At 61.4% G+C, this 23,850-nt stretch carries 22 protein-coding genes; 5 read left to right on the plus strand and 17 right to left on the minus strand.

The genetic code is table 11. The features are described 5' to 3' along the window. The first annotated feature begins 122 nt into the window (after nt 1–122). The gene (locus ACP3TA_RS02840; RefSeq protein WP_033644472.1) at nt 123–905 is read left to right on the plus strand and encodes an AraC family transcriptional regulator; all 783 of its coding nucleotides are present in this window, start codon (nt 123–125) and stop codon (nt 903–905) included. 4 nt (nt 906–909) lie between these two features. On the opposite strand, the gene cybC is transcribed toward ACP3TA_RS02840, so the two are convergent. Both cybC and pmbA read right to left on the minus strand, forming a co-directional pair. Then, the gene (gene cybC / locus ACP3TA_RS02845; RefSeq protein ID WP_033644470.1) at nt 910–1,296 is read right to left on the minus strand and encodes a cytochrome b562; all 387 of its coding nucleotides are present in this window, start codon (nt 1,294–1,296) and stop codon (nt 910–912) included. Between the two features lie 138 nt (nt 1,297–1,434). Beyond that, nucleotides 1,435–2,775, minus strand: coding sequence for a metalloprotease PmbA (gene pmbA, locus ACP3TA_RS02850; protein ID WP_042785444.1), 1,341 nt, complete (start codon nt 2,773–2,775; stop codon nt 1,435–1,437). Nucleotides 2,776–2,954: 179 nt separating this feature from the next. On the opposite strand from pmbA, the gene yjgA reads away from it, so the two are divergent. Continuing rightward, entirely contained in the window at nt 2,955–3,503 is a 549-nt protein-coding gene (gene yjgA, locus ACP3TA_RS02855) for a ribosome biogenesis factor YjgA (protein ID WP_004936968.1), read from the plus strand. 30 nt (nt 3,504–3,533) lie between these two features. Here yjgA and ACP3TA_RS02860 read toward each other — a convergent pair whose 3' ends face one another. The 5 genes from ACP3TA_RS02860 to aaeX form a co-directional block, all read right to left on the minus strand. Then, nucleotides 3,534–3,833, minus strand: coding sequence for a barstar family protein (locus ACP3TA_RS02860; RefSeq protein ID WP_033644909.1), 300 nt, complete (start codon nt 3,831–3,833; stop codon nt 3,534–3,536). A gap of 5 nt (nt 3,834–3,838) precedes the next feature. Continuing rightward, nucleotides 3,839–4,306, minus strand: coding sequence for a ribonuclease (locus ACP3TA_RS02865; RefSeq protein WP_046687882.1), 468 nt, complete (start codon nt 4,304–4,306; stop codon nt 3,839–3,841). 279 nt (nt 4,307–4,585) lie between these two features. Then, a complete protein-coding gene (aaeB, locus tag ACP3TA_RS02870; protein ID WP_033644464.1) occupies nt 4,586–6,553 on the minus strand; it encodes a p-hydroxybenzoic acid efflux pump subunit AaeB in 1,968 nt (655 codons plus the stop codon). Beyond that, entirely contained in the window at nt 6,553–7,488 is a 936-nt protein-coding gene (gene aaeA, locus ACP3TA_RS02875; protein WP_033644462.1) for a p-hydroxybenzoic acid efflux pump subunit AaeA, read from the minus strand. The genes aaeB and aaeA overlap by 1 nt, the downstream gene beginning before the upstream one ends. A gap of 7 nt (nt 7,489–7,495) precedes the next feature. Next, on the minus strand, nt 7,496–7,699 hold the full coding sequence (gene aaeX, locus ACP3TA_RS02880; RefSeq protein WP_004936952.1) for a p-hydroxybenzoic acid efflux pump operon protein AaeX: 204 nt from the start codon (nt 7,697–7,699) through the stop codon (nt 7,496–7,498). 314 nt (nt 7,700–8,013) lie between these two features. Here aaeX and aaeR point away from each other — a divergent pair, with 314 nt between their 5' ends. Continuing rightward, on the plus strand, nt 8,014–8,925 hold the full coding sequence (gene aaeR / locus ACP3TA_RS02885; protein WP_004936950.1) for an HTH-type transcriptional activator AaeR: 912 nt from the start codon (nt 8,014–8,016) through the stop codon (nt 8,923–8,925). On the opposite strand, the gene ACP3TA_RS02890 is transcribed toward aaeR, so the two are convergent. Together ACP3TA_RS02890 and ACP3TA_RS02895 are read right to left on the minus strand one after the other, a co-directional pair. Continuing rightward, nucleotides 8,916–9,260, minus strand: coding sequence for a hypothetical protein (locus tag ACP3TA_RS02890; RefSeq protein WP_033644460.1), 345 nt, complete (start codon nt 9,258–9,260; stop codon nt 8,916–8,918). The genes aaeR and ACP3TA_RS02890 overlap by 10 nt on opposite strands. Then, nucleotides 9,257–9,532: a zinc ribbon domain-containing protein gene (locus ACP3TA_RS02895; protein ID WP_033644459.1), complete on the minus strand. Its 276-nt coding sequence runs from the start codon at nt 9,530–9,532 to the stop codon at nt 9,257–9,259. The genes ACP3TA_RS02890 and ACP3TA_RS02895 overlap by 4 nt, the downstream gene beginning before the upstream one ends. Before the next feature lie 207 nt (nt 9,533–9,739). On the opposite strand from ACP3TA_RS02895, the gene ACP3TA_RS02900 reads away from it, so the two are divergent. Further along, nucleotides 9,740–10,681, plus strand: coding sequence for a nucleoside hydrolase (locus ACP3TA_RS02900; RefSeq protein ID WP_046687885.1), 942 nt, complete (start codon nt 9,740–9,742; stop codon nt 10,679–10,681). A 694-nt stretch (nt 10,682–11,375) separates the two neighbouring features. Next, a complete protein-coding gene (locus ACP3TA_RS02905; RefSeq protein WP_206196495.1) occupies nt 11,376–13,055 on the plus strand; it encodes a PglL family O-oligosaccharyltransferase in 1,680 nt (559 codons plus the stop codon). 60 nt (nt 13,056–13,115) lie between these two features. Here the strand turns inward: ACP3TA_RS02905 and ACP3TA_RS02910 are convergent, their stop codons facing one another. The 8 genes from ACP3TA_RS02910 to mreC form a co-directional block, all read right to left on the minus strand. After that, on the minus strand, nt 13,116–13,880 hold the full coding sequence (locus ACP3TA_RS02910) for a CDP-diacylglycerol diphosphatase (RefSeq protein ID WP_033644908.1): 765 nt from the start codon (nt 13,878–13,880) through the stop codon (nt 13,116–13,118). A gap of 151 nt (nt 13,881–14,031) precedes the next feature. Continuing rightward, nucleotides 14,032–15,477 (minus strand): metalloprotease TldD, encoded by a 1,446-nt coding sequence (gene tldD, locus ACP3TA_RS02915; protein WP_033651236.1) that lies wholly within the window; start codon nt 15,475–15,477, stop codon nt 14,032–14,034. A gap of 7 nt (nt 15,478–15,484) precedes the next feature. Beyond that, nucleotides 15,485–16,345, minus strand: a complete 861-nt coding sequence (gene nit1, locus ACP3TA_RS02920) for a deaminated glutathione amidase (protein ID WP_206196494.1) — start codon at nt 16,343–16,345, stop codon at nt 15,485–15,487. Beyond that, nucleotides 16,342–20,145: an AsmA2 domain-containing protein YhdP gene (gene yhdP / locus ACP3TA_RS02925; RefSeq protein WP_426784495.1), complete on the minus strand. Its 3,804-nt coding sequence runs from the start codon at nt 20,143–20,145 to the stop codon at nt 16,342–16,344. Before yhdP ends, nit1 begins: the two co-directional genes overlap by 4 nt. An 88-nt stretch (nt 20,146–20,233) precedes the next feature. Beyond that, complete coding sequence (gene rng / locus ACP3TA_RS02930) at nt 20,234–21,703, minus strand: ribonuclease G (RefSeq protein WP_019453170.1); 1,470 nt, start codon at nt 21,701–21,703, stop codon at nt 20,234–20,236. A gap of 38 nt (nt 21,704–21,741) precedes the next feature. Further along, nucleotides 21,742–22,326: a Maf family protein gene (locus ACP3TA_RS02935; protein WP_033644452.1), complete on the minus strand. Its 585-nt coding sequence runs from the start codon at nt 22,324–22,326 to the stop codon at nt 21,742–21,744. 10 nt (nt 22,327–22,336) lie between these two features. Next, nucleotides 22,337–22,825: a rod shape-determining protein MreD gene (mreD, locus tag ACP3TA_RS02940; RefSeq protein ID WP_004936918.1), complete on the minus strand. Its 489-nt coding sequence runs from the start codon at nt 22,823–22,825 to the stop codon at nt 22,337–22,339. Further along, nucleotides 22,822–23,847, minus strand: a complete 1,026-nt coding sequence (mreC, locus tag ACP3TA_RS02945; protein ID WP_033644451.1) for a rod shape-determining protein MreC — start codon at nt 23,845–23,847, stop codon at nt 22,822–22,824. Before mreC ends, mreD begins: the two co-directional genes overlap by 4 nt. Between the last annotated feature and the right edge of the window lie 3 nt (nt 23,848–23,850).

Genomic DNA, 23,850 nt, shown 5'->3' on the forward strand with positions numbered 1-23,850 from the left:
TAACGGCGCCCCGGACAAGCGTTATTTTTCTGCCCCGATAGTAGGGCGACCGCCGCTGGCTTGCTTTATATGAAAGGCCAACTATCATTGCGTTTCGGCCAACCTGCCGCCAAAGGGGACACATGCGCAACGTCCGCATTGATGACATCGACCACGTAGCGCGCGCGGTAATCGCCATCGGCACCGATTATCCGCCGGGGCATTTGCTGCCGATGCACAGCCACCGGCGCGCGCAGTTGCTGTACGGCGCCACCGGCGTCATGCACGTTTTCACGCAGCAAGGCAATTGGATCGTCCCGCCGCAGCACGCGGTGTGGCTGCCGCCACAGATGCCGCACGCGGTGAGAATGGTCGGCGTCACTACCCGCAGTCTGTACCTCGAACCGGGCGCGTTGCCCGCCGAACAGCCTCAGGTTTGCCAGGTGGTTAGCGTCACCCCGCTGATGCGCCAACTGTTGATGGCGGCGGTGGACATGCCGCTGGAGTATGAGCGGGAGGGACGCGACGGGGCGCTGGCGACGCTGCTGCTGCACGAGCTGGCCCGGCTGCAACCCTTGCCGTTGCACATCCCGCTGCCCGCCGATCCTCGGCTGGGCGAGCTGTGCCGCGCCTTTTTGCAGCACCCCGACGCCCACGACTCCGCGCAGCAATGGGCCCCTCGTCTGTACATGAGCATTCGCACCTTCAGCCGCTTCTTTCGCGCGCAGACCGGCCTGCCTTTTTCGCAATGGCGTCAGCGCGCCTGCGTGGTGCTGGCGTTGGCGCTGCTGGCCGAAGGGCGCAGCGTGACGCAGGTGGCCATGGAGATGGGATATGACAGCAGCGCGGCGTTTTCAACCATGTTTCGCCGCGTGCTGGGGCAGGCGCCCTCCTCCTATCTGACGGAAGACGGGCGCGACGGTTGACGGGTTAGCGGAATTTCTTGTGGTTGGCGTCGCGGGTCTGCTTGAAGCCCTGCGCCAGCTGCTTGGCTTCGGCGACTTTGCCCTGATTGGCCAGCGCCAGCGCCTGATCGATCTGGCCGATCAGGGTATCCAACCCGCTGCGGAAATCTTTCATCTCCGGGCTGTCGGCGGCTTTGCTCTCCAGTTTCGGCGGAGTGCCCTGCTTGGCATCCTGCGCGGCGGCGCGCATGTTCTGCAGGCTCTGTTTGAGGGTGGCGGCGGAGTCGGTATTCAGCACCGTTTTGTAGTTTTCCGCCAGGGTGTCCATATCGTCGCCCAGATCGGCGGCGGCCGCCAGCGAACTGGCCGCCAGCAGCGTCAACGCCGCCAGCGCTTTCAGGGTATTCTGCATGTTTGCTCACCTTCCAGTTATTGTTTTAGTTAACCCACCGCTACCATAGGCAAGGCCGGGCAAAATCGAAACCGGAGATTTGTAAGCAAGGTTGAGACGGGATAACGCGCGGCCGGCGGACGCCGACCGCACAGAGGATCACTGGCCGGCGATCTTCATTTCCGGCAGCAGCACCGAACCGCACTGGATATTGCTGCGGGTTTCGATATCGCTGCCGACGCTGACGATGTTGCGCAGCATGTCTTTCAGGTTGCCGGCGATGGTGATCTCGCTGACCGGGTACTGGATCTCGCCATTTTCCACCCAAAAACCGGCGGCGCCGCGAGAATAATCGCCGGTGACGCCGCTGACGCCCTGGCCCATCAATTCGGTGACCACCAGGCCGGTGCCAAGCTGTTTCAGCATGCCGGCGAAGTCTGCGCCCTGCCCGGCAATGCGCCAGTTATGGATGCCGCCGGCATGGCCGGTGCTGTGCAGGCCCAGCTTGCGCGCCGAGTAGCTGGTCATCAGCCAGGTTTGCAGCACGCCATCCTTGACGATATCGCGCCGTTGGGTGCGCACGCCCTCGCTGTCGAACGGCGTTGACGCCAGCCCTTTCAGCAGATGCGGGTGTTCCTCGACGGTCAGCCACGACGGCAGGATCTGCTTACCGAGCGCGTCCAGCAGGAAAGTGGATTTGCGGTAGACGCTGCTGCCGCTGATGGCCCCCACCAGATGGCCGAACAGCCCGGTGGCCACTTCGGAGGCGAACAGCACCGGCGCCTTCATGGTCGACAGTTTACGCGGCGCGAGACGCGCCAGCGTGCGGCGGGCGCACTCCTGCCCCACCCACTCGGGGCTGTGCAGATCGCCCATCGCACGGCCGATGGTGTAAGCGTAATCCCGCTCCATGTCGCCGTCCTGCTCCGCAATGACGCAGCTGGACAGCGAATGACGGCTGGAACAGTAGCTTTGCAGCATGCCGTGGCTGTTGCCGAACACCTTGATGCCGTAGTGGCTGTTGAAGCTGCCGCCTTCGGTGTTGGTAATGCGTTTGTCCGCCGCCAGCGAAGCCTGCTCGGCGCGCGCCGCCAGCTCGATGCCGCGCTCGGCGTCCAGCTCGGTCGGGTGGAACAGATCGAGATCCGGCGCCTCAAACGCCAACAAATCTTTCTCCGCCGGGCCGGCGCAGGGATCTTCAGAGGTGTAACGCGCGATGTCCAGCGCCGCCTGTACGGTGCGGGCGATGGCATCCGGGCTGAGATCGGTGGAAGAGGCGCTGCCTTTACGCTGACGGTGATACACGGTGATGCCCAGCGCGCCATCGCTGTTGAACTCGACGTTTTCCACCTCGCCGAAGCGGGTGCTGACGCTGATGCCGGTCGATTTGGTGACCGCGACTTCCGCCGCGTCGGAACCGGCGCGTGCCAGCTCCAGAGCCTGAGAAACGGCCTGTTCCAGCGCCTTGCGCTGTTCTGCAACTTGAGTGACTACTTTCATCAATCTGCCATAATTAATCAGAAAATCGTTGAGAAAAGTGCCGGAGCGGCGTAGTTGTGCACGCGGGGCGGCGCGCAAAAATCCTGAGATCTCTGCCGTTGAGTCTAACAGGAACCGCGTTGAATTTCGCATAAAGCCGGCAACCTGTTAGGATTAGCCTCTTTTTAACGGAGCCTACCATGAACAAACAGCCTGAAGACTGGCTCGACGATGTCCCGGAGAATGAAAACGAGGACGATGACGAGATTATCTGGGTCAGTAAAAGTGAAATTAAACGTGATGCCGAAGCGCTGAAAGACCTGGGGGCCGAAATGGTCGATCTGGGCAAAAACGCGCTGGATCGCATTCCGTTGGACGAAGATTTGCGCGCCGCCATCGAGCTGGCGCAGAAGATCAAGAAAGAAGGCCGTCGCCGTCAGCTGCAGCTGATCGGCAAGATGCTGCGCGCCCGCGATATCGAGCCGATCCAGACCGCGCTCGACAAGCTGAAAAACCGCCACAACCAACAGGTTTCGCTGTTCCATAAGCTGGAAGCGCTGCGCGACCGCCTGGTGGAAGAAGGCGATGACGTCATTCCGTCGATCCTGGATCTGTATCCGGCCGCCGATCGTCAACAGCTGCGTTCACTGGTGCGCAATGCGCAGAAAGAGAAGGCCGCCAACAAGCCGCCTAAGGCTTACCGCCAGATCTTCCAATACCTGCGCGAGCTGGCCGAAGCGGCTGACTAAACGCCGCCGCCATCCCGGGATGAACCCGTTTCATCCCCGGTGATGCGCCGGTTCACCGCTGCTTTCGCGGATATTGAAACGCAGGCTGCCTTCCAGCTCTTCTTCCGCTTCTTCAAACAGCAGAATGATCGCGCCAAAACGACGTTTACTGCGGGCATTGAGGTGGGTGAACTCGATTTCCACCGGCAGACCGATATCGCCGGTCACCACGTCCCACAGCGCGTCGAGGTTGGCGCCAAACCCCTCGTCCAGCGCAAACTTATGCGCGAAATCGCGGTAGAAGGCCGGCACATCCTGGATCTGCTCAAAATCAAACTCTACTTTTGCCATCAAACTCACTCCACACGAATGAAGTTTTTGTAATGGTCACGCGAGACGAAGATCAGACCGTCGCTCGAATACAGCAGGCGATCGGCGCCGCGCCGGCCACACTGGTAATTGATGTCCGCTTCACGCCAGACCCGGCCGCCGGCGCTCGGCAGTTGCCCTTCACGGTTAGAAAATCGATCGCCGCCAATCGCCTTGCCCGGCAATACCGAACAGAGGTTGCCTGAACGCGGGTCCCAGCCCTGCTCGCGCGCCTGCTTCTTGGTGATGTAATAATCCGGCAGCCGCTGATGCTGCTGCAGGTAACTCACCACCGTTTGCTGCTGCGTGAGCCGATCGATGCTCTGTTGCTGCCCTGCCGGCGCTTGCACCACCGTCGCATTGCCGCCGATCGCACGGTGCTCGTTGCCGCGCAACGCGCTGAAGACGGCGATGACCACGGCGATGACAATCGCCAACAGAATCCGCTTGTTCATGACATTCCCTGAAATTATGCCGCCGGAGGCGCCGCAGCTCCCCCAGGCTAGTTAGGTATATAGTCGACCTGGATGAAACTAAGATGACCGACACGTTGCGTTTTCGCGGCGGTGAGGGTTTCATCCATTCATGTCAATGATGCCACTTTCCAGCCGTTCTGGCACTCGGAGTCTCTCTGAAAACGAGCCGCCTGCTCTGAGACGGCCCGCCGAACAACGACTGCTTACAGTATAGTCAGGGAAGGCGCCGCACAGCGCGGCGCAACAGGAGGGAACGCATCAATCGATCAAGGCGTGGCGATAGCGGTGCAGCATGTCGGCCAGGCGTTTCACCGGCCCGGTGACGCTGAGCGGCGCCTGATTGTCGACCAGCTTCTGTTGGTACTCGTTCATTTCGCCCAGCAAGCGATCGTAGTAGTAGGCGCGCTTGACGTCGTTCTTGGCGGAGACCACCCGATCGGCGGTGCTGCGGATCTGGCGGTGGAAGGCCGACAGCTCTTCGCTGGCCGGAATTTCCGCTCGCTGCATGCGCTGGTGGGCGATGATCAGGTTCAGCGCCAGACGATACTTGGCGATGTCGTTCGGGAACATCATCAGCAGCTGATTAAGCTGCTGATACAGCGCGGGCAGGTGGTTTTGCCGACGGCGCGCCGCCTTGGTGGTCAGCGCCGACACCGCGCTGCTGACGAACTGGTTGAGCAACGTGCGGCCGGTGCGTTCGCGCGAATTATCGCGGATCAGCAGCAGCACCATCAGCCCGACGCAGCTGCCGAGGAACTGGCCCAGCGCCCCGTCAAGAAACTGGGTCACGTTGAACTCCATCGGGTTGCTCAGCACCAGAATGTTGATGGTCCCCGCCAACAGCCCCAGCGAACCGAGCCGCCGCTTCTGCACCTCGATGCCGATGAAAAACGCCAGCAGGCCAAGGCTGAGACACAGCAGCAAAATGCTCTGCTGGGTCGCCGGCAGGATCACCATGAAGAACAGAGAACCGACCGGGATTGCCGCCAGCATGCCCAGCACGAAATCCATCGCCACCATGCGCGGCGCCGGGGTGCGCATCGCCAGCGAGGTGATCACCGCAATGATCACCATAAAACCGCTGCCGGACGTCCAGCCGGTCCACAGCCACAGCAGGCAGCCGAAGGCCGTCGCCACAAAGGTGCGCAGACCGTTGATCATCGCGTGATGCCCTTCCGCCGAGGTCGGCTTGACCACGGTTTCGTTGCTCAAGACGCCCTCTTCCACCGCGCTGATGCTGCAGTTGGTGTGCACGCCTTTCGACAGCAGCAGGTAGCGCGTCGCCGCGCCGACCCAGCCGGTGATGGTCGGCAGCGTTTCCTCGGAGCGATGCGTGGTCAGCACCTGACGCAACAGCTTCATGCGCTTGTGGATCTCCTGCGGGGTCTCCGCCGGAACCATCAGCTGTTCCCGCAAACTCTCTTTCAGCGCCTGCGGGTGATTCAACAAGATCAGATAGGTTTCACAGGCCTGGGTGATCAGCGTCAGCGACAGGGTATGCAGCGCTTTCACCCGTCGGTTGACCTTCTGCCAGCGCGAGGATTCCATCATCAGGTTGTTGCGCATGCCGTCCAGCGCCGTGGTGCTCTTCACCAGATTGCTCCAGGCGCGGTCGATGTCCTCTTTATCGGCATGGCTGATGCACATCTGCATCAGGCGGTATTGATCCACCAGCAGCTTATCCACCGCCCGATCGATGTCCTGCTTGATCGAACGCGGCGAAAACAGCAGATCGGCCAACACGGCGCTGACGATCCCCAGCACGATCTCGCTGCAACGCTCAATGGCGAACTGCGGCGCTTCCAGCAGGTGGGCCTCGCTGGTGGCGACCGTCACGATGATGATCAGCGCGGTATAGCCGGCCAGCCCCCAGGCGTAGGAGTTCTCCACCTTGATAAGCGAAGAGAGCCAGGTGCAGAAACCGGCCCACATGCAGCACAGCATCAGCATCACTACCGGCGCGCGGGCGGTGGTGATGATGATGAGCAGGCCGACGAAGCAGCCGATAAAGGTGCCGATGATGCGCAGCCAGCCGCGATGGCGAATGGCGCCGGAGAAGGGTTCACCGCCGGCGGCAAAGGCCGGGCCGGCGGCGACGATGGCGGCGGTCATCGCCGACCAGCGCGGGGTTTCCAGATTAAGATGGAAGCCGACGAACAGCGCAAACACAATCGCGAAGCTGAGTTTGAAGGCAAATCTCAGCCGGATAAAGGTTGGGCTGCTCATTAGCCGAACTCACGCAGCCGGTGCATCAGGCGCACAAAAGGCGAGCCGCTGTCGGCATTGCGATCGTTCTTGCCGACGATCACCACGGTGGCGGTGGTGCCGGCCGGGTACGGATGCTGTTGGTCCTTGGCGTCCAGCAGGATCTTCACCGGCACGCGCTGCGCCAGGCGCACCCACTCCAGGTTGCTGTCGATCGAGGCCAACCCTTTGTTGTTCACCGTGCTGCTGCTGTTGTTCACCGCCGCCGCCACGCTATCGACGGTGCCGTGCATGATGCGGTTGCTGCCGAGCGGGGTAATCTCCGCGCGATCGCCCTTATTCAGGCCGTTCAGCTTGGTCTCTTCCAGGTACGCCAGGATGTAGAAGGAATCTTTCTTCACCAGCGCCACCGCGACCGACCCGCGGGTGATGTATTCACCGGCGTGTACGTTGAGGTTGGTGATCCAGCCATCGGCCGGGGCGCGCACCGTGGTGCGCTCCAGATCCAACTGCGCCAGCTCGCGAGCCGCAATGGCCTTCGCCAGCTGGTGCTGCACGGTCTGCAGCGAGTTGTTCGACTGGTCAATCTCTTCCTGCGACATCGCCTGCACGCCCAACTTCACGCGGCGGCCGGCCTCACGCCGTTTTTCCGCCGCCAGCGTCTGATAGTAGGCGACGTCGGCGCCGGCTTCCGCCAAGGCCTGCTCATAACGCGGCCGATCGACCACGAACAGCACCTGGCCTTTCTTGACCAGTTGGTTGTCCACCACCGGCACGTCGGTCAGCAGGCCGCTGACGTCCGGCGCGATCGCCACCACGTCGGCGGTAAACTTGGCGTCACGCGTCCACGGCGACTCGGTGTAGAACACCCAGGCCTTGAATACCGCGGCAATGCCCAGCAGCACAAGAATCAAAGTGATCGCGATTCGGGTTATTTTTATCGAAAAATTTTTCACAGCGACCTCAAACAAAAAGACACGAAATCAGATAAAACAAGCAGCAATACAGCGCGGTATTAAACAGCGCCGGATGCCAGACAAAATCGTAAATCCCCGTCGGCTGCAGCAGGCGGCGCAAGAGAAAAAACAGCGCCAGCGACACCAGCAGCTCGAAAAACACCGGCGGAAACGACAGTCCGAAGATGACCATAACCGGAAGCAAACTCATCACTTTTTCCTTATTGTTCACTGCGCCGGGGAAAGACAGGTCTCGCCATTCACATTCTCTTTACATTTTAGCGTGCGCGCGCCACAAATCTTGACCAGGCAGCTTGTCCAGGTCACGAACCCGAAAAAAGGTTAAACTTTGGGGCAGACATCCACGACAGGGATTGCGAGGGTGCCGGAGGAGCGGCAGGATGACGTCGCCGCTCGCTCTCGCACGTTGGTGAGGTCTATTCACCCGACCACGTTATATTAGCCTGCTTACTATCAAGGCATCAACAATCTGTGATCTAAATCACTTTTAAGCCAGAGTGAATAATGGAAAGATTAAAACGCATGTCGGTATTCGCCAAAGTGGTTGAGTTCGGGTCGTTTACCGCGGCCGCGCGTCAACTCGACATGAGCGTTTCATCGATCAGCCAAACCGTCTCGAAACTGGAAAATGAGCTGCAGGTCAAGCTGTTGAACCGCAGCACGCGCAGCATCGGCCTGACCGAGGCCGGCAAGATTTACTATCAGGGCTGCCGACGCATGCTGCAGGAAGTCAGCGAAGTGCATGAGCAGCTGTACGCGTTTAACAATACGCCCGCCGGCACGCTGCGCATCGGCAGCTCGTCCACCATGGCGCAAAACGTGCTGGCGAACATGACCGCCGAGATGATGAAAGAGTACCCGGGTCTGACGGTCAACCTGGTGACCGGCATACCGGCGCCGGATCTGATCACCGACGGTCTGGATCTGGTGATCCGCACCGGCGCGCTGCAAGACTCGAGTCTGTTCTCGCGCCGCCTGGGGCAGATGCCGATGGTGGTGTGCGCCGCCAAAAGCTACCTGAGCCAGCACGGCACGCCACAGAAGCCGAGCGACATGGTCAACTTTTCCTGGCTGGAGTACAGCGTGCGGCCCGACAGCGAATTCGAACTGATGTCGCCGGAAGGCATCACCACGCGCATTTCCCCGCAGGGGCGCTTCGTCACCAACGACTCCTCCACCATGATCCGTTGGCTGAAAAACGGCGCCGGCATCGCCTACGCCCCGCTGATGTGGGTGATCGAAGAGATCAAACGCGGCGAGATCGAGATCCTGTTCAAAAGCTACCATTCGGATCCGCGGCCGATCTACGCGCTCTATACCGAGAAGGACAAACTGCCGCTGAAGGTACAGGTGTGCATCAACTATTTAACCGACTATTTCGAACGCGTAGCGGCGGTCTATCAGGGTTATCGCTGAGCAGCGCTTAAATAGCGGCGCGCCAGCGCGGCCAGCAGCATCAGCGCCAACATGCCGATGCCCCACAGCAGCCAGACGGCGTAGCCCGCCCAGGCCAGCAGCAGAGGAAAATAGCTCGCCAGCCCGCTGCCCAGCTGTTTCAGCCACGGCAGCCAAGTGTCCAACACCGTCTGCGGCACCAGGCTCAGCGCACCGTTCACCGGCAACGTTGCGTTTCCGGCCGCCTCCGCCAACGTCGGCAGCCAGGTCAGCAGGCCGGATACGCCCCAGGCCAGCAACGTCCACAGCGCCATGGCGCCGAGCAGCAGCGCGACCGTCCAGCCGCCCCGATTCACGGCACACCGCCGCCGCACTGCGGACAAAAGCGGCTGCCCGGCGGCAACGGCGCGGCGCACTGTCCGCAGGTGGCGCTCACCGCAGCAAACGGCTGGCCGCAGCGGTGACAATAACGCGCGCCCGGCTTATTCACGGCCCGGCATTCCGGGCACTGCGGCCCCTGTTCGCCATGCTGGCTATAGCGGTTGCCATGGTGGCCACCGCCGTGGCCCGCGCGCCGATGACCGCCGTTAATACCGCCTTGCCCCAACAACCTTTTCAGTAAGCTCATCCCGCCTCTCCTCTGTGCATTCACGCTGAAGCTCACTGTAAACCCTGGAGTAAACTCCAGGGTAAAGCCCGGCGATGAGGATTTACGTTTCATTACATCGTAATAATGGCAAGGCTTTGATGCCGTTAACAAAAGCATCATCGGCATTATCCCACGCCGCTGCGCTGCGTTATGCTGCGGGCACCTCTCCCTGCATCAGGAATAACCATGAAAAAAATCATACTGGACTGTGACCCGGGGCATGACGACGCCATCGCCCTGCTGCTGGCCTGGGGCAATCCGCAGATCGACCTGCTGGCGGTCACCACCGTGGTGGGTAACCAAACGCTGGACAAAGTGACGCGCAACGCCCTCGCGGTGGCGCGCATCGCCAATATCACCGGCGTGCCCTTCGCCGCCGGCTGCCCGCGCCCGCTGGTGCGCAATATCGAAGTGGCACCCGACATTCACGGCGACTCCGGCCTCGATGGCCCGGTGCTGCCGGAGCCTCACCTGCAGCTGGACTCGCGCCACGCGGTGGATCTGATCATCGATACCGTGATGGCCCACCCGCCCGGCAGCGTGACGCTGGTGCCGACCGGCGGCCTGACCAATATCGCCATGGCGGTGCGTAAAGAGCCGCGCATTGCCGAGCGGGTCAAGGAAGTGGTGCTGATGGGCGGCGGCTATCATGTGGGCAACTGGAGCGCGGTGGCGGAGTTCAATATCAAAATCGATCCCGAGGCGGCGCACATCGTGTTCAATGAAAAATGGCCGCTGACCATGGTCGGGCTGGATCTCACCCACCAGGCGCTGGCCACGCCGGCAGTCTGCGAACGCATCGCCACCCTCGGCACCCGGCCGGCCACCTTCGTCGGCGAACTGCTGGCATTCTTTGGCCGTATGTACCAACAGGCGCAGGGCTTCAGCGCCCCGCCGGTGCACGATCCTTGCGCAGTGGCCTATGTGATCGATCCGAGCGTTATGTCGGTGCGCAAAGTGCCGGTGGATATCGAGCTGACCGGCACCCTGACGTTGGGCATGACGGTCGCGGACTTCCGCGCGCCGCCGCCGCCGGACTGCCACACCCAGGTCGCGGTCAAACTGGATCAGGATAAATTCTGGGATCTGGTGGTGGATGCGCTGGAGCGGATCGGCGACGTGGAGTAAGCGCACAAGAGACGAGATTAACGCGCTTGGGCAGGCGCGTTAGTCTGTATTCTGCCGCGGCAACGGGGAGGCTCAAGTCATAACCGCTTTTATTTCCAATGCAGCAGAACAATCCTAATAATAAATTATTTCATGAAAATTTAAAAAAACAGATAAAGACAGGAAGAATCTTAATAAAATTAAAACCATGAAAATCACATTGAATTTAAAAATCAGCAATGGAAAACGATGAAGTAAATCTCCACCGTCACGCCGCCATTGACGGCATCAATTAAACAAGCAGATACCTCTTTTATTCTTCACACTGCCTGCCAATCTAGGCCGTTGCCGGGATACCCCACGATATCCACACACGCAAGAACCACAAACAACCCATTGATTTTAATTAATAAAAACAACATTAAGATTAAAAATTGACTGAATCACAATAGATTTGAGAAAATAGCGCGTCTGTTTTTGCAAACAACAAAAATGCCTTTTGCGAGTGAAAAATACGGCTTAACCTTTCTTTGGGCAAACAGCCTCGCGCATTCTCAGGGCAAATATTATTTATCGCTTTACCATAAAGACGGTTTAAATTTCCCGTGAGACATTTTCGATTTCAACATTACACGCATTTCAACACCAGGATAAAGGATAGGGAATAATCAAAGCATGCATTTAATAAACGCTATCAGGCCTTGGCAGGTTAACCATGGCCGATAAATCTCCCGCTAACGCAGCGACCATCGCCGTGCTGCCCCTGCTGCTGATCTGGATGGCGGCGGTCCTGCCGGTCTATCATCCCAACATGGGCGGCGACGGTCTGGCGCTGCCGCAAAACATTCTGGCCTGGGGCGTCATGGCGCTCACTACGCTGATCGTGACGTTTACCGTTTGCCTGGGTCGCATCCACCTTTCGCTCACGCCCACCGCGCGCCTGTTGCTGCTCGGCATCGCCGTGCTGGCGCTGCCGTTGCTGTATACCCGCCCCGAATGGCGCGAAGACGCCCTGTGGCGCTGCGCCGGTTTGCTCGGCGGTTGGTTGTTCTATGTCGCCTGCCTGCAGCTGCGCGTCACCGCACGGCAGCGCGAGCTGCTGCTGTTCGGCCTGTTGTTTGCCGTCGGCATTCAGGCGTTGTTGGCGGCTTTACAGCTGTTCGCCCCCGCGCTGGCCTGGGTATCCCCTAACGGCGGCCGGGTCTACGGCGTCTTTCAGCAGCCGAACGTGCTGGGCAGCTTTATCGCCACCGGGCTGGCTTTGGCGCTCTGGCTGCTGCTGGCTCCCTTCTCTGCGCCGACACGGCGGCAAATCCCGCTGCTCGCGCTGCTGGCCGCTTTCTCCGCCCTGCTGGTGCTGATCCAGTCGCGCGCCGCCTGGTTGGGGGCCGCATTGGCGGCGGCGCTGCTGCTGTGGCGCTTTGCCCGCCAACGCCCGGCCGCAAGCCGCTGGGCCGGCGGCGCGCTGCTGCTGGGCGCCGCGATCGGTCTGACGGTGCTGTTCACCGGTTTTGGTCTGGATGGCCGCGCTGGCCTGATCGGACGGGAGCTTTCCAACAGCGCGCGCCTGACCATGCTGCACGACGTCGGCGCCATGATCCTGGCCAAGCCGCTGCTGGGCTGGGGCTACGGCGGCTTTGAATACAGCTTCGCGCACTTCCGCCTGCAGACAATGCCCTGGAGAGAAGTGCTGGAAGTCGCCGGGCATCCGCACAATGAAATCCTGCTGTGGTGGGTCGAGGGCGGCCTGACGGCGCTGGCGGGTATCGCTATCGTCCTTGCCGCCGGCGTACGGCTGCTGAAAAGCGCCTGGCAACGGGATCGAGAACAGCAGAACGGTGCGCGCGTCGGCCTGTTCCTGGTGCTGCTGCCGATGCTGATACACACTCAGCTGGAATACCCTTTCTATCTGTCTGCGCCGCACTGGCTGGCGTTTCTGCTGCTGCTGGCGCTGCTGGACGGCCAAACCGGCGAGCCCCGCCCGCTGCCGTTCGCCAAAGCCCTGAGCCTGCCGGTGGCGCTTGCGGCGCTCGGCGTGCTGGTGATGGCGGCCTTCGCCTGGCAAGGGCGCATGGCGCTCACTCAGTCGGAGCGCACTATGCTGGCCAACATCGACAGCATCGAGCAGATGCCGCCGCCGGCCGCCTGGATCTACCGGGAGCGCAAAACCTTCGACGAGCAATCTCACGCGCTGCTGGTCTATAACCAAACGCGCGATGATGCCCTGTTGACCGGCTATCAGCAGTGGGCCAATGCCTATCTGCAGCACCGCATCGACGCCAACGTCTACGCCACGCTGATCATGATCTTGCGCTATCAGGGGGATCAGGCACAAGCCGATGCTCGCCAGCGGGAAGCCGCTTTTCTGTTTGCGCGGGATGCGCGGTTCAGGTAGGGACAACGAGGTGAGAGCGATGCCTCGCCGCTCTCACCTGCGTCATTTTATGTAGCAAAATTAACGCGGCAAAATCGCGCACTCTTTATCCAGCAGCGACTCTACCGAAGCGCGATTGCCGACGTCCCAGCCGCGCTTCGAGGCCAGCAAAATAAACCCCCGTTGGCCGCCAAACGTAGTGGGCACTAACGCCACGCCATATTCCGCCATCTGCGGCGGCGACAGATGGAAATAATCCGCCAGATCCTTAATCGGGTAAACGCCCATCGCGGTTGGCTGCATCACGCGGCGCGCGTAGTAGGTGTGGCGCAACAGCTTATCCGGCAAGGGCCGCCATTGTTCCTGTATGTAGGGGCGTTCCGCCTGCAATTGACGCCGCACGTCCTCACGCAGACAGGTCAGGTGAATATGCAATTGGTTTTGGCTGCGGCCGTATGCGGAGTTGATCGCCATGCCCAACATATCATCCGGCACCGGCCCGCCATATTCGGCGGCCAGCCGATAACGCATCAGCCAGGCATAGCCAAAATAGTCCGTCCGTTCCCCGGCCAACAGCTGCGGGCTTTCGATGCCGGAGAGCGGCGCCGTCGGAACCAGAATAAAATGATAGGGGTAACGCGGATTTTGCAGCACGCTGAAGCCCTGGGCCTTCCCCTGCGGCATATAAATCTGCTCACAGGGCGCCGGATCGCGCTTTTGCTGATAATTGGCCATGCAAAGCTTATCGACTACGCCCCACAGCGCATCGGAGCGGGCGCAGCCCGTCAGGGACAGGACGCCCAGCGCCAGCAGCCAACGCCGGGCGGGTATAGCCAGACGCGTCATCATCGTATTGCTCTGTTTTTTCGCCACGTCAATTTTATTCCATTATATCGTGCAGGCTACGGCGTCCTGCCGCGCTTAGCGTTACGAATGCGAGAAAGGCCGCAAAATGGAGCATGATTGAGGGGCCAACGCGTGGCCCCTGGAGGAAAAATTACGCCGTGCCGCCGACGGTGAGCGTGTCCAGTTTCAGCGTCGGTTGGCCGACGCCCACCGGCACGCTCTGGCCTTCTTTGCCGCACACGCCCACGCCTTTATCGAGCGCCAGATCGTTGCCGACCATCGAGATCTGCTGCATAGCCTCGATGCCGGAGCCGATCAGCGTCGCCCCCTTCACCGGTTTAGTGATGCGGCCCTTCTCGATCAGATAGGCTTCGGTGGTGGAGAACACGAACTTGCCGGAGGTGATATCCACCTGGCCGCCGCCAAAGTTCGGCGCGTACAGGCCGTACTCAACACTGGCGATGATCTCTTCCGGCGTCGATTTACCCGCCAGCATGTAGGTATTGGTCATGCGCGGCATCGGCAGATGCGCGTAGGACTCGCGGCGGCCGTTGCCGGTCGGCGCGACGCCCATCAGGCGCGCGTTGAGCTTGTCCTGCATGTAGCCTTTCAGCACGCCGTTTTCGATCAGCACGTTGTACTGGCCCGGCACGCCTTCGTCGTCGATCGCCAGCGAACCGCGGCGCCCTTGCAGGGTGCCGTCGTCCACCACGGTACACAGCTCAGACGCCACCCGCTCGCCCATATGGCCGCTGAACACCGAGGTGCCGCGCCGGTTGAAGTCGCCTTCCAGGCCATGGCCCACCGCTTCGTGCAGCAGCACGCCCGGCCAGCCGGCACCCAACACCACCGGCATATTGCCGGCCGGCGCCGCTACCGCGCCGAGGTTGACCAGCGCCATGCGCACCGCTTCTTTAGCGTAAGCGTCGGCGCGCACGTCGCCGTCGACGGTTTCCAGGAAGTAGTCATAGCCGAAACGGCCGCCGCCGCCGCTGGAGCCGCGCTCACGCTTGCCGTCCTGCTCCACCAGCACGCTGACGGAAAGGCGCACCAGCGGGCGAACGTCCGCCGCCAGCGTGCCGTCGGTGGCGGCCACCAACACCTGCTCGTAAACGCCGGTGATGCTGGCGTTCACTTCCTGCACCCGCGCATCGGCGGCGCGCGCCACCTTGTCGACGCGGTGCAACAGGGCGATTTTCTCTTCGCGCGGCAGGCTTTGCAGCGGATCGAGCAGCGGGTACAGCGCTCGATAACCGATTTCGCCCAGGGTATGCGCCCGCCCGTCGCCCTGCTCGCGCACGATGCTGCGCGCCGCCTGGGCGCTCTGCTGCAGCGCATTCAGAGTGATCTGATCGGCATAGGCGAACCCGGTCTTCTCACCGCTGACGGCGCGCACGCCGACGCCCTGGTCGATATTGTAAGAGCCATCCTTGATGATGCCGTCCTCGATCACCCAGGCTTCGTGATAGCTGGACTGAAAATAGAGATCGGCGTAGTCGATACGGCGTTCTGCCAGTTGACCCAGTACCGAGTACAGGTCTTGATGACTCAGCTTGTTGGTAGCGAGTAACTGCTCACTGACAAACGTCAGACTCATAATGGTTTCACTCTTGATTGGAGGATAACTTGTCAGACGGCGCCGTCAGCGACGTCTGGAATCGGTTGTGCTGCAGCACCGGCATCTGCGCACGAATATTTTTCAGGCTTGCGGCGTCCACGCGCACCTTCAGTGCCGCCACGGCGTCCGGGTTCTCGGTCAGTACCTTGCCCCAGCCGTCGACGGCCAGCGTGTGGCCCCAGGTGCGACGGGTCGGCCCGTGGCGCCCCACCTGCGCCGGCGCCAGGATCATGCACTGGTTCTCGATCGCTCGGGCACGCAGCAGGATTTCCCAATGCGCCTCGCCGGTTACCCGCGTAAAGGCCGCCGGCACCGAAATCAGTTCGGCGCCCTGCGCCCGCAGCGCCTGGAACAGCGCGGGGAAGCGCAGATCGTAGCATATGGTCATGCCCAAACGCCCGACCGGCGTATCCACCACCGTCAGGTGCTGCCCATGCTGGTAGGTATCCGACTCGCGGTAATGGCCGTGCGCGTCGTTGATGTCCACATCGAACATGTGCAGCTTGTCGTAGCGGGCGCGGATCTCGCCCTGCTCGTCGAACAACAGGCTGCTGGTGGTGATAAGCTCCGGGTTCTCACGGCTGACGAGCGGCATCGAGCCCACCAGCAACCACACGCCATAGCGGCGCGCCAGTTCGCGCACCGCATTCTGCAGCGGGCCATCGCCCTGTTTTTCCGCCTGTTGGCGGTAGGCTGCGGAGTTGGCGAACAGCAGCGCGTTCTCCGGCGTCATGACCAGTTTTACCCCGGCATTGAGCTGCTTAATCTGCTGTTCAATCTGGGCCAGGTTATCGCGCACCTGATCGCCACTGCACAACTGCAACAACGCAACGTTAGCATTCCTCATGACGCCTTATCCTCCTTTGACTTACGCTGTACCTCATTGATCTTCGGCTGGTCGAGATCGCCGCCGATATGGTAGCGAATCAGCGAAATCTTGCTCCACAGCGGCCCCAGCACCTGCGAGGCGGCGAACACCGCCGCGCCGACGATCGGGTTAACGACAAACGCCGTGGCCACGCCGACGGTCGCTGAAATCGCCGGCGCCACCACCGCTTCCATATCGATGCGGCGGCGCGCCAAATCGATCTGGCCGCTCATAGCAATATCCGCCGCCAAGCCATCGATCAATAGATTATCAGTATGCATTATGCCATCTTTCAGCCAGGCGGTACTGCGGATGGAATCAAAGTAGAAGCCTTTGCCGAAGGTATCGCTGAAGTCGAACTGCAGCTTGCGCAGCAAAGCGTCGAAGCTGACCAGCCGCAGCAGCTGACCGGCGCGGCCGCCGCCCATGCTGTCGATCTCGCCCTTGCCCATTTTGACCTGCAACGCGCCGCTCAGCGTATCGACCCGCGGCTGCCACGGCGTGCCATGCCAGTACAGATCGAAATCCACGTCGTAAGGCGCTCCCTTGAGCGGAATGGTGATGCCAAAGAAGGCGGCGGTTTCATCAATCTTGCCGCCGAGCAGCTTGCCTTTCAGCGAGCTGCGCTCTTCCTGCGCGTTTTGTTTCCACAGGCCGGTGGCGGTCATGCGCCCTTGGCCGGTATCGACCAGGCCGTGATCCAGCGTCAGAGTATCGCCCCGATTAGTCAGATCCGCCTCGACCTTGCCGAGGTTCTGCCCCAGTACCCAGCACGACTTGCAGCGCAACATCAACGAAGGCCAGTCGCGGAAGGAAACTTTTTCGGTCGACGGCGGTGGCGTGCCCGCCGTGTTTTTCGTCTCTGCGAACTGCGGGTTGTAATACAGATAATTGATATCGGCGCGCCACGGCCCGCGATCGGCCACCCGCAGGCTGCCGTCCACTTCGTCGCTCTTGGCGCTCACGAGGGTAGCGCCAAGCTGTTTCTCGGCCGACAGCGTCAGCTTATGCCAGGCCTGGCCGCCCAACAGCAGCTGCGGCGTGGTCAGCGCCACGGTGGTGGGGAAGCTGAAACCGCCCACCTGGCCGCTGCCGCCGCCCTGTTTCAGCGCCGGCGCGAGCAGCGCCAGCCACTGCTCACCGTCCAGCGCCGGCAGATTCAGCGTCATCGACTTACCGGCCGGCAGCGGCGGCGTGCCGCCCCCGTTGGTTTGCCAGGCGGCGCGCGCCAGATTCACCTGTTTTTTATCGAAGTTCCATTCGCTGTTGAAACGGTTCTGTTTGCCCGCGCTGCCGGTCAACATGAAGCCGTTCAAACCGCCTTTGACCTTGACGTTCACCGGCAGCGCCTCTCCCGGCGCCTTGTCCAGCGGCGAAGGTAAGTGACTGCCCACTTTCTTCAAATCCGCGTCGAGACCGATATCGTAGCTGGCCGAACCTTGGTGCGGCAGCGTGATGGCCACCTGGCTCTGCCAGGGCGCGCTGCCGCTGAGCGCATCGGCTGCCTCTTTCGGCAGGCCGGGGAACTTGCCCGGCTGCCAGTCTCCTTTCAGACCAACGTTGACCTTGTAGTCACGCTCGCCTTCCTGCGTAGTGAAGTTGACCGCCACCGGTTGCCCGAACCAGTTGGCCGACAGGGTGTCGCTCTCCAGATTGCCGTTGTTGAAACGGAATTTGCCGCTGAGCTTCTGCAGCTCGCTTTCCAGCGGTTTTATCAGCAACGAATTATTGTTCAGCGCCACTTCACCGGTGGCTTTGACCTGCTCGCCGTCCAGCGGGATATCTAGATGTAAGCGCCCACTGACATCGCCGCCGATCTGCAGCTGCTCCAGCGCCGCCCCCAGCGAATCGTGCAACGGCGTCTGCATAAAGTAGTCATGCACATCGCTGCCCGCACCTGCGACTTCGGCGTCGATCAGCAATCGCTCTTTCAGGTAATCCGGGATCACCGCGCTGATATTTTTACCCGCCACCTTGCCCAACCGGGTTTGCGGCGCATGCATCCACAGCCCCTCGTTGGCGAAATCGAGATCGATCGCCAAATCGGTCAGCGCCGGCCAGCCCGGTTGGAACTGGAAGGTGGCATGGCGCAGCGGTACGAAGACTTCGAACTGTCCTTCGTTTTTGCGATACGGGAAGTGCTGCGGATCGCCGGAATAAATCAGCGTGGCGTTATCCACCTGGCCGCCCTGAATGGCGCCGCTCAGGTAGTCCACCAGATGCTTGCCCATCAACGGTTCCGGGAAATAGCGCCAGGCGTCGGCGCCGTCATACAGGCGGATGCCCGCCAGGATGTTCAGCCACGGATCGCCCTTGGCCGGCTGCTGATAACGGAAATCGCCGTTGACCCACAGCGACTTCGCCTTGACGTCCAGCCCCTGGCTCGCCAGCTCCCAGCCCTGATCGTTATAGCGCCAGGTCAGCGCGCCACGCGCGCGGCTGACTTCAAGCGGCGCTCGGAACATGTCGCCGTAAGGCAGGGTGCTGTCGGTAAGCCCCAGCGTCAGGCGGCCGTTCTCCACCCCGCCGCTCAACGCCCCGGAGAAGTGGTTAACGCCCGGCAGCGGTTCCCAACGCTGCCAGCTGACATCGCGCCACAGCGCCTGGAAACGGCTCTTTTCCGGCTGCTTGAGCGGAATGTCCAGCGCCAGCGCTTCCAATTGCCCCTGCGGCTGCAGATCGTTCCAGCGGTCGAGCACGTCCGGGCTGAGGAACGAGAAGGTCGGCAACAGCGCCGACAGACGCTCCAGCTGAATATCAGTCGCGCGCACACGCAGTTCTTCATTCTGCGCCGGCCCCATGAATTCGGTGTTTTCCGGCAGCCACAGCGCGGAAAGCCCGCCCTGCGGCCAGGCCTGGCCGTCGGTGCTCAAACGCAGTTGCGGCACGTCGAGCTGCCAACCGGTGCCCTGGCGGCGCAGCGACAGCGCCAGATTATCCACGTCCAGCCGGTGCTGCGCGGCGCCGGTGTCCCAGTTGGCCGCCCCCTGCTTGAGCAACGCATTGCCGCCGGCGATCTGGCCGTTCTGCACCTGCAGCCAGGCCGCTAGGCTGAAGTCGGCGCTTTCCAGCCCGGTGTTGGCGCGCAGCCAGCGGGTAAACCAGGGTTTCATGTCGATGTTATCGGCCTGCAGGTAGACCGTGCCGGTATCCAGCAGGCCCTGATTATCGCGCAGGTCCATGCGCAGCTGCACCACGCCGTGTTGGCCGTTCAGCGTAGACAGACTGATCTGCCCCTCGGCGCGGTGGCGATCGCGGCCGTTGAGCCAGGTCAGCTGGGGAATGTCAAATTCGGCGCGCGCGCCGGCGGGCGTCAGGAACGAGATACGGCTGTCACGCAAATCGAAATGATCGAGCTGGCGCAGCATCAGATCGCTGATCTTGCCCGGCTCAAGGCCTTCGCCCTGCTGGTCGCCGCCCAGCGTGGCGTTCAAGTCGAGGCGGAATTGGTAGAAGGTCAGATCGCGGAACTGCCAGCGCCAGTGCAGCAGCGACTGCCACACGTCCAACGCCAGCGTCACGCGCTCGATATGCACATCGCTTTTGGGCAGCGTAGCGCTCAGGTTGCGCATTTCAAGCTGCGGGCCGAACGTTTCCCAGCTGCCCTGCACGAAATCCATCCGCACGGGCACGCCGGACAGCTTCTCCACCTGCGCCAGCAGTTGCGGGCGGTAGTCGTTCAGCTTCGGCAGCATCAGGCGCAGCCCGCTGATCAGCAGCGCCACAATCACAATTAGGGTGGCGCCTGTTGCTAACAGAATCCCAGGCAGTCGCCTCACGCAGTTCTCCTTGCTCCGCTGCCTGGCAACGGGAATATCTATGCACTGACGGGCCCGGCGTGCCGGGCCCCTACCGATGTCGGGCGGGCTACATCATGACGACGTCGAACTGCTCCTGGCTGTACAACGGTTCGATCTGCACCTTCACCTGTTTGCCGACGAAAATCTCCACTTCGGCCAGCGCGTGCGACTCTTCGCTCTTCAGCGCTTCGCCGACCGCCGCGGAGGCGTACACCAGGAAGCGATCGGAATCGTAGGCGTGATGCACGCGCACAATTTCGCGCAGGATCTCGTAGCACACGGTTTCCACCGTTTTCACGGTGCCGCGCCCATTGCAAGTAGGACAATCGTGACAGAGCACATGTTCAATGCTTTCACGCGTTCGTTTACGCGTCATTTCAACTAAGCCTAGCTGAGAGAAGCCGTTGATCGTGGTTTTTACCCGATCTTTACTCAACGCCTGCTCCAGCGAGTGCAGCACCCGGCGGCGATGCTCTTCGTTGTTCATATCGATGAAGTCGATAATGATGATGCCGCCCAGGTTGCGCAGCCGCAGCTGGCGGGCAATGGCTTGCGTCGCCTCGATGTTGGTATTGAAGATGGTTTCATCGAGGTTGCGGTGGCCGACGAAGGCGCCGGTGTTGATGTCGACGGTGGTCATCGCCTCGGTCTGATCGATGATCAGATAACCGCCGGACTTCAGCTCCACCTTGCGCTCCAGCGCGCGCTGGATCTCGTTTTCCACATCGTACAGATCGAAAATCGGTTGGCTGCCGGTATACAGCTCCAGCTTGCGGGTGATGTCCGGGATATACTCGCCGGTAAACTCCACCAGCAGATCGTGCGTCAACCGCGAATCGACGCGAATGCGATCCAGCGCCGCGCCGGCGAAGTCGCGCAGGATGCGCTGCGCCAGCGCCAGCTCGCCGTACAGCTTGTATTTGGTCTGGTTGCGCTTCTTGCGCTCCATCACCTTGGTCCACAGGCGTTTGAGGAACGCAGCGTCCTGCGCCAGCTCCTCCTCGCCGATGCCCTCCGCCGCGGTGCGGATGATAAAACCGCCCAGCTCGTCGCAGTGCGGCGCAACGATGGACTTCAGGCGTTCGCGCTCGGCTTCGCTTTCAATGCGCTGCGACACGCCGACGTGCGCCGCGCCCGGCATGAAGACCAGATAGCGCGAAGGCAGCGTAATGTCGGTAGTCAGACGCGCACCCTTGGTGCCGAGCGGATCTTTCACCACCTGCACCATCAGGTCTTGCCCCTGGCGCACCAGCTCGGCGATGTCGCGCACGTGGAAGTTTTTCCGCTCGTCGCCGGCGACGCATTCGGTATGCGGCATGATGTCGGAGGCGTGCAGGAAGGCGGCCTTGTCCAGGCCGATGTCGACGAACGCCGCCTGCATCCCCGGCAGGACGCGGCTGACGCGCCCTTTATAGATATTGCCGACGATGCCGCGTTTGGATTCGCGTTCGATATGAATCTCTTGCAGAATGCCGCCATCGATATAGGCGACCCGCGTTTCAGACGGTGTGATATTAACCAGTAGCTCAGCTGTCATGCCTTCTCCTCAGAGCCGGTCGATAATGGCAGCGCCCATCAACCGGTTCTTACATCACGTAATGCGACAAAATTACTGAGCAGCTCATGTGTTTCGACCAGTGGCAGACCGACCACCGCGTGATAACTCCCGGTTATCGTTCTGACGAAACAACCACCCTTTCCTTGAATGCCGTAGGCGCCCGCTTTATCCATCGGTTCGCCCGTAGCAATATAGTCGCGGATATCCTGTTGCGACAGGCTGCGGAACGTCACGTCGGTCACCACCAGCTGGCAACGCACGTCTTGGCGATCGGCGATCGCCACCGCCGTCATCACCTGATGCTGTTTGCCCGACAGGGCCGCCAGCATCTGTGCCGCATGGGCTTCGTCGCGCGGCTTCTCCAGCACCCGGCCGTTGAGCACCACGATGGTGTCGGCGCCCAGCACCGGCCGATCTTCCTGCGCCAGCGCCACGCCCGCTTTGGCCTTGTCCTGCGCCAGGCGGCGCACATAGGCTTCTGCGGCTTCGCCTTCCCGGCGCTGCTCTTCGGTATGCGTCAACAGGATGTCGAACGATACGCCCAGCAGGGTCAGCAGTTCACGTCGACGTGGGGAGCCGGAGGCCAGATAAAGCGAAGTCATTGAGATACCCTTACTGTACGGCGAACTGACGGCGGATTTTGCGCATCAATAGGAATAACCACGGCCACAAAATGCCGTTTACCACACTACTCCAGAACACCTCTGGGCGGAAAGAGACGTTGATCACTAAAAACTCAGCCCAGAACACCACCACGTCCATCGACAGCGACAGCAGCACGACGATCAGCGCCTGTTGCCACAGCGCCATATTGCGGAACAGTTGGAATTTGAACGCCACCAGGTAGGCGATGATGCCCAGCGCCAGCGCGCGCACGCCCAGCGTGGAGCCGAGGATCAGATCCATGATCAACCCCAGCACGAAACCGGTGCCGACGTTGACGCGGTGCGGCAAGGCCATCACCCAGTAAATGAGGATCAGCACCAGCCACGAAGGCCGGAACATGTAGATCTGTTCCGGCCACGGCATGATTTGCAGCACCAACGCCACCAGGAACGACAGCCAGATGATCCAGCGCCCGTGGCTGCGGTAACTGTTCATTGCACCACTCCCGCCGCGGCAGGCTGGGCTGGAGGCTGGGCAGACGCCGGAGCGACGGTTTGCGGCGCCACGCCGGTGGCCGGCGCCGGCAGCTGCGGCCCGACCGAACCGGCAGGCGGCAACACCTGCGGCATCATCTGCATCAGGCGCTCATTGGCCACGCGGTGAACTTCGTCCGGCGGCAACGGCATGTCGCCGTTGCGATCGGCGCCCCACAGCAGCAGCAGGTAGCGCAAGCGCTGCAGACCGGCGGTCGGCCGTGCCTGAATCACAGTGTAAGCGCGTTGATTGTCGACCTTGACCGAAGAGACTACCGCCACCGGATACCCTTCCGGGAAACGGCCGCCGAGGCCGGAGGTCACCAGCACGTCGCCAACGCGGATATCGGTATTGTTCGGCAGGTGTTCCAGCTGCAGATCGTCGGCGCAGCCGCTGCCTGCGGCGATCACCCGAATATCGTTGCGCAGCACCTGAATCGGCAACGCGTGCGAGGCATCGCAGATCAGCAGCACGCGGCTGGTCACCTTCGCCACCGCCACGACCTGGCCAACTACGCCCTTGTCACTGATCACCGGCTGGCCTTCATAGACGCCGTTATCCGACCCTTTGTCGATAACGACCTGGTCGCTATACGGATCGGAACCGGTGGAGATCACCTGGGTGACCATCTTGTGTTCGTCCTGGCGCAGCGGGGAACCCAGCAGCTCGCGCAAGCGGGCGTTTTCCTGCTTGAATTGGCCAAGAAGAAGAATATCGCTGTTTTTCAGCAGCAGTTCCTGCCGCAGAGCTCGGTTTTCCAGCTCCAGCTGTTGGCGGGTGGCCAGCGTTTCCGACACGCTGTCCAAAACTTTACGCGGCCCGTTGGCCAGAAAATAGAAAGGGCTGACTGCGGTGTCCATGTAGTTACGTATCTTCACGAACGTGCCGAGCCGGCTGTCGGCAACGATCAGGCCAATGGCCGCGATCACCGCCAAAAAAAGTCGCAGTTGCAGGGAAGGCCCCCTGCTAAAAATCGGCTTCATAAA

This window comes from Serratia sp. 2C06 (assembly GCF_050037615.1).
Classification (GTDB): Bacteria; Pseudomonadota; Gammaproteobacteria; order Enterobacterales; family Enterobacteriaceae; genus Serratia; species Serratia ureilytica.

Bases quoted from the DNA above. Each gene is read 5' to 3' on its own strand.
- ACP3TA_RS02910 (WP_033644908.1), bottom strand. From the start codon at position 13,880: ATGACGCGTCTGGCTATACCCGCCCGGCGTTGGCTGCTGGCGCTGGGC.
- rng (WP_019453170.1), bottom strand. From the start codon at position 21,703: ATGACAGCTGAGCTACTGGTTAATATCACACCGTCTGAAACGCGGGTC.
- nit1 (WP_206196494.1), bottom strand. From the start codon at position 16,345: ATGAGGAATGCTAACGTTGCGTTGTTGCAGTTGTGCAGTGGCGATCAG.
- aaeX (WP_004936952.1), bottom strand. From the start codon at position 7,699: ATGAGTTTGCTTCCGGTTATGGTCATCTTCGGACTGTCGTTTCCGCCG.
- ACP3TA_RS02860 (WP_033644909.1), bottom strand. From the start codon at position 3,833: ATGGCAAAAGTAGAGTTTGATTTTGAGCAGATCCAGGATGTGCCGGCC.
- aaeR (WP_004936950.1), top strand. From the start codon at position 8,014: ATGGAAAGATTAAAACGCATGTCGGTATTCGCCAAAGTGGTTGAGTTC.
- ACP3TA_RS02895 (WP_033644459.1), bottom strand. From the start codon at position 9,532: ATGAGCTTACTGAAAAGGTTGTTGGGGCAAGGCGGTATTAACGGCGGT.
- yjgA (WP_004936968.1), top strand. From the start codon at position 2,955: ATGAACAAACAGCCTGAAGACTGGCTCGACGATGTCCCGGAGAATGAA.
- tldD (WP_033651236.1), bottom strand. From the start codon at position 15,477: ATGAGTCTGACGTTTGTCAGTGAGCAGTTACTCGCTACCAACAAGCTG.
- mreC (WP_033644451.1), bottom strand. From the start codon at position 23,847: ATGAAGCCGATTTTTAGCAGGGGGCCTTCCCTGCAACTGCGACTTTTT.
- ACP3TA_RS02935 (WP_033644452.1), bottom strand. From the start codon at position 22,326: ATGACTTCGCTTTATCTGGCCTCCGGCTCCCCACGTCGACGTGAACTG.
- mreD (WP_004936918.1), bottom strand. From the start codon at position 22,825: ATGAACAGTTACCGCAGCCACGGGCGCTGGATCATCTGGCTGTCGTTC.
- pmbA (WP_042785444.1), bottom strand. From the start codon at position 2,775: ATGAAAGTAGTCACTCAAGTTGCAGAACAGCGCAAGGCGCTGGAACAG.
- aaeB (WP_033644464.1), bottom strand. From the start codon at position 6,553: ATGAGCAGCCCAACCTTTATCCGGCTGAGATTTGCCTTCAAACTCAGC.
- ACP3TA_RS02905 (WP_206196495.1), top strand. From the start codon at position 11,376: ATGGCCGATAAATCTCCCGCTAACGCAGCGACCATCGCCGTGCTGCCC.
- ACP3TA_RS02840 (WP_033644472.1), top strand. From the start codon at position 123: ATGCGCAACGTCCGCATTGATGACATCGACCACGTAGCGCGCGCGGTA.
- cybC (WP_033644470.1), bottom strand. From the start codon at position 1,296: ATGCAGAATACCCTGAAAGCGCTGGCGGCGTTGACGCTGCTGGCGGCC.
- ACP3TA_RS02865 (WP_046687882.1), bottom strand. From the start codon at position 4,306: ATGAACAAGCGGATTCTGTTGGCGATTGTCATCGCCGTGGTCATCGCC.
- ACP3TA_RS02900 (WP_046687885.1), top strand. From the start codon at position 9,740: ATGAAAAAAATCATACTGGACTGTGACCCGGGGCATGACGACGCCATC.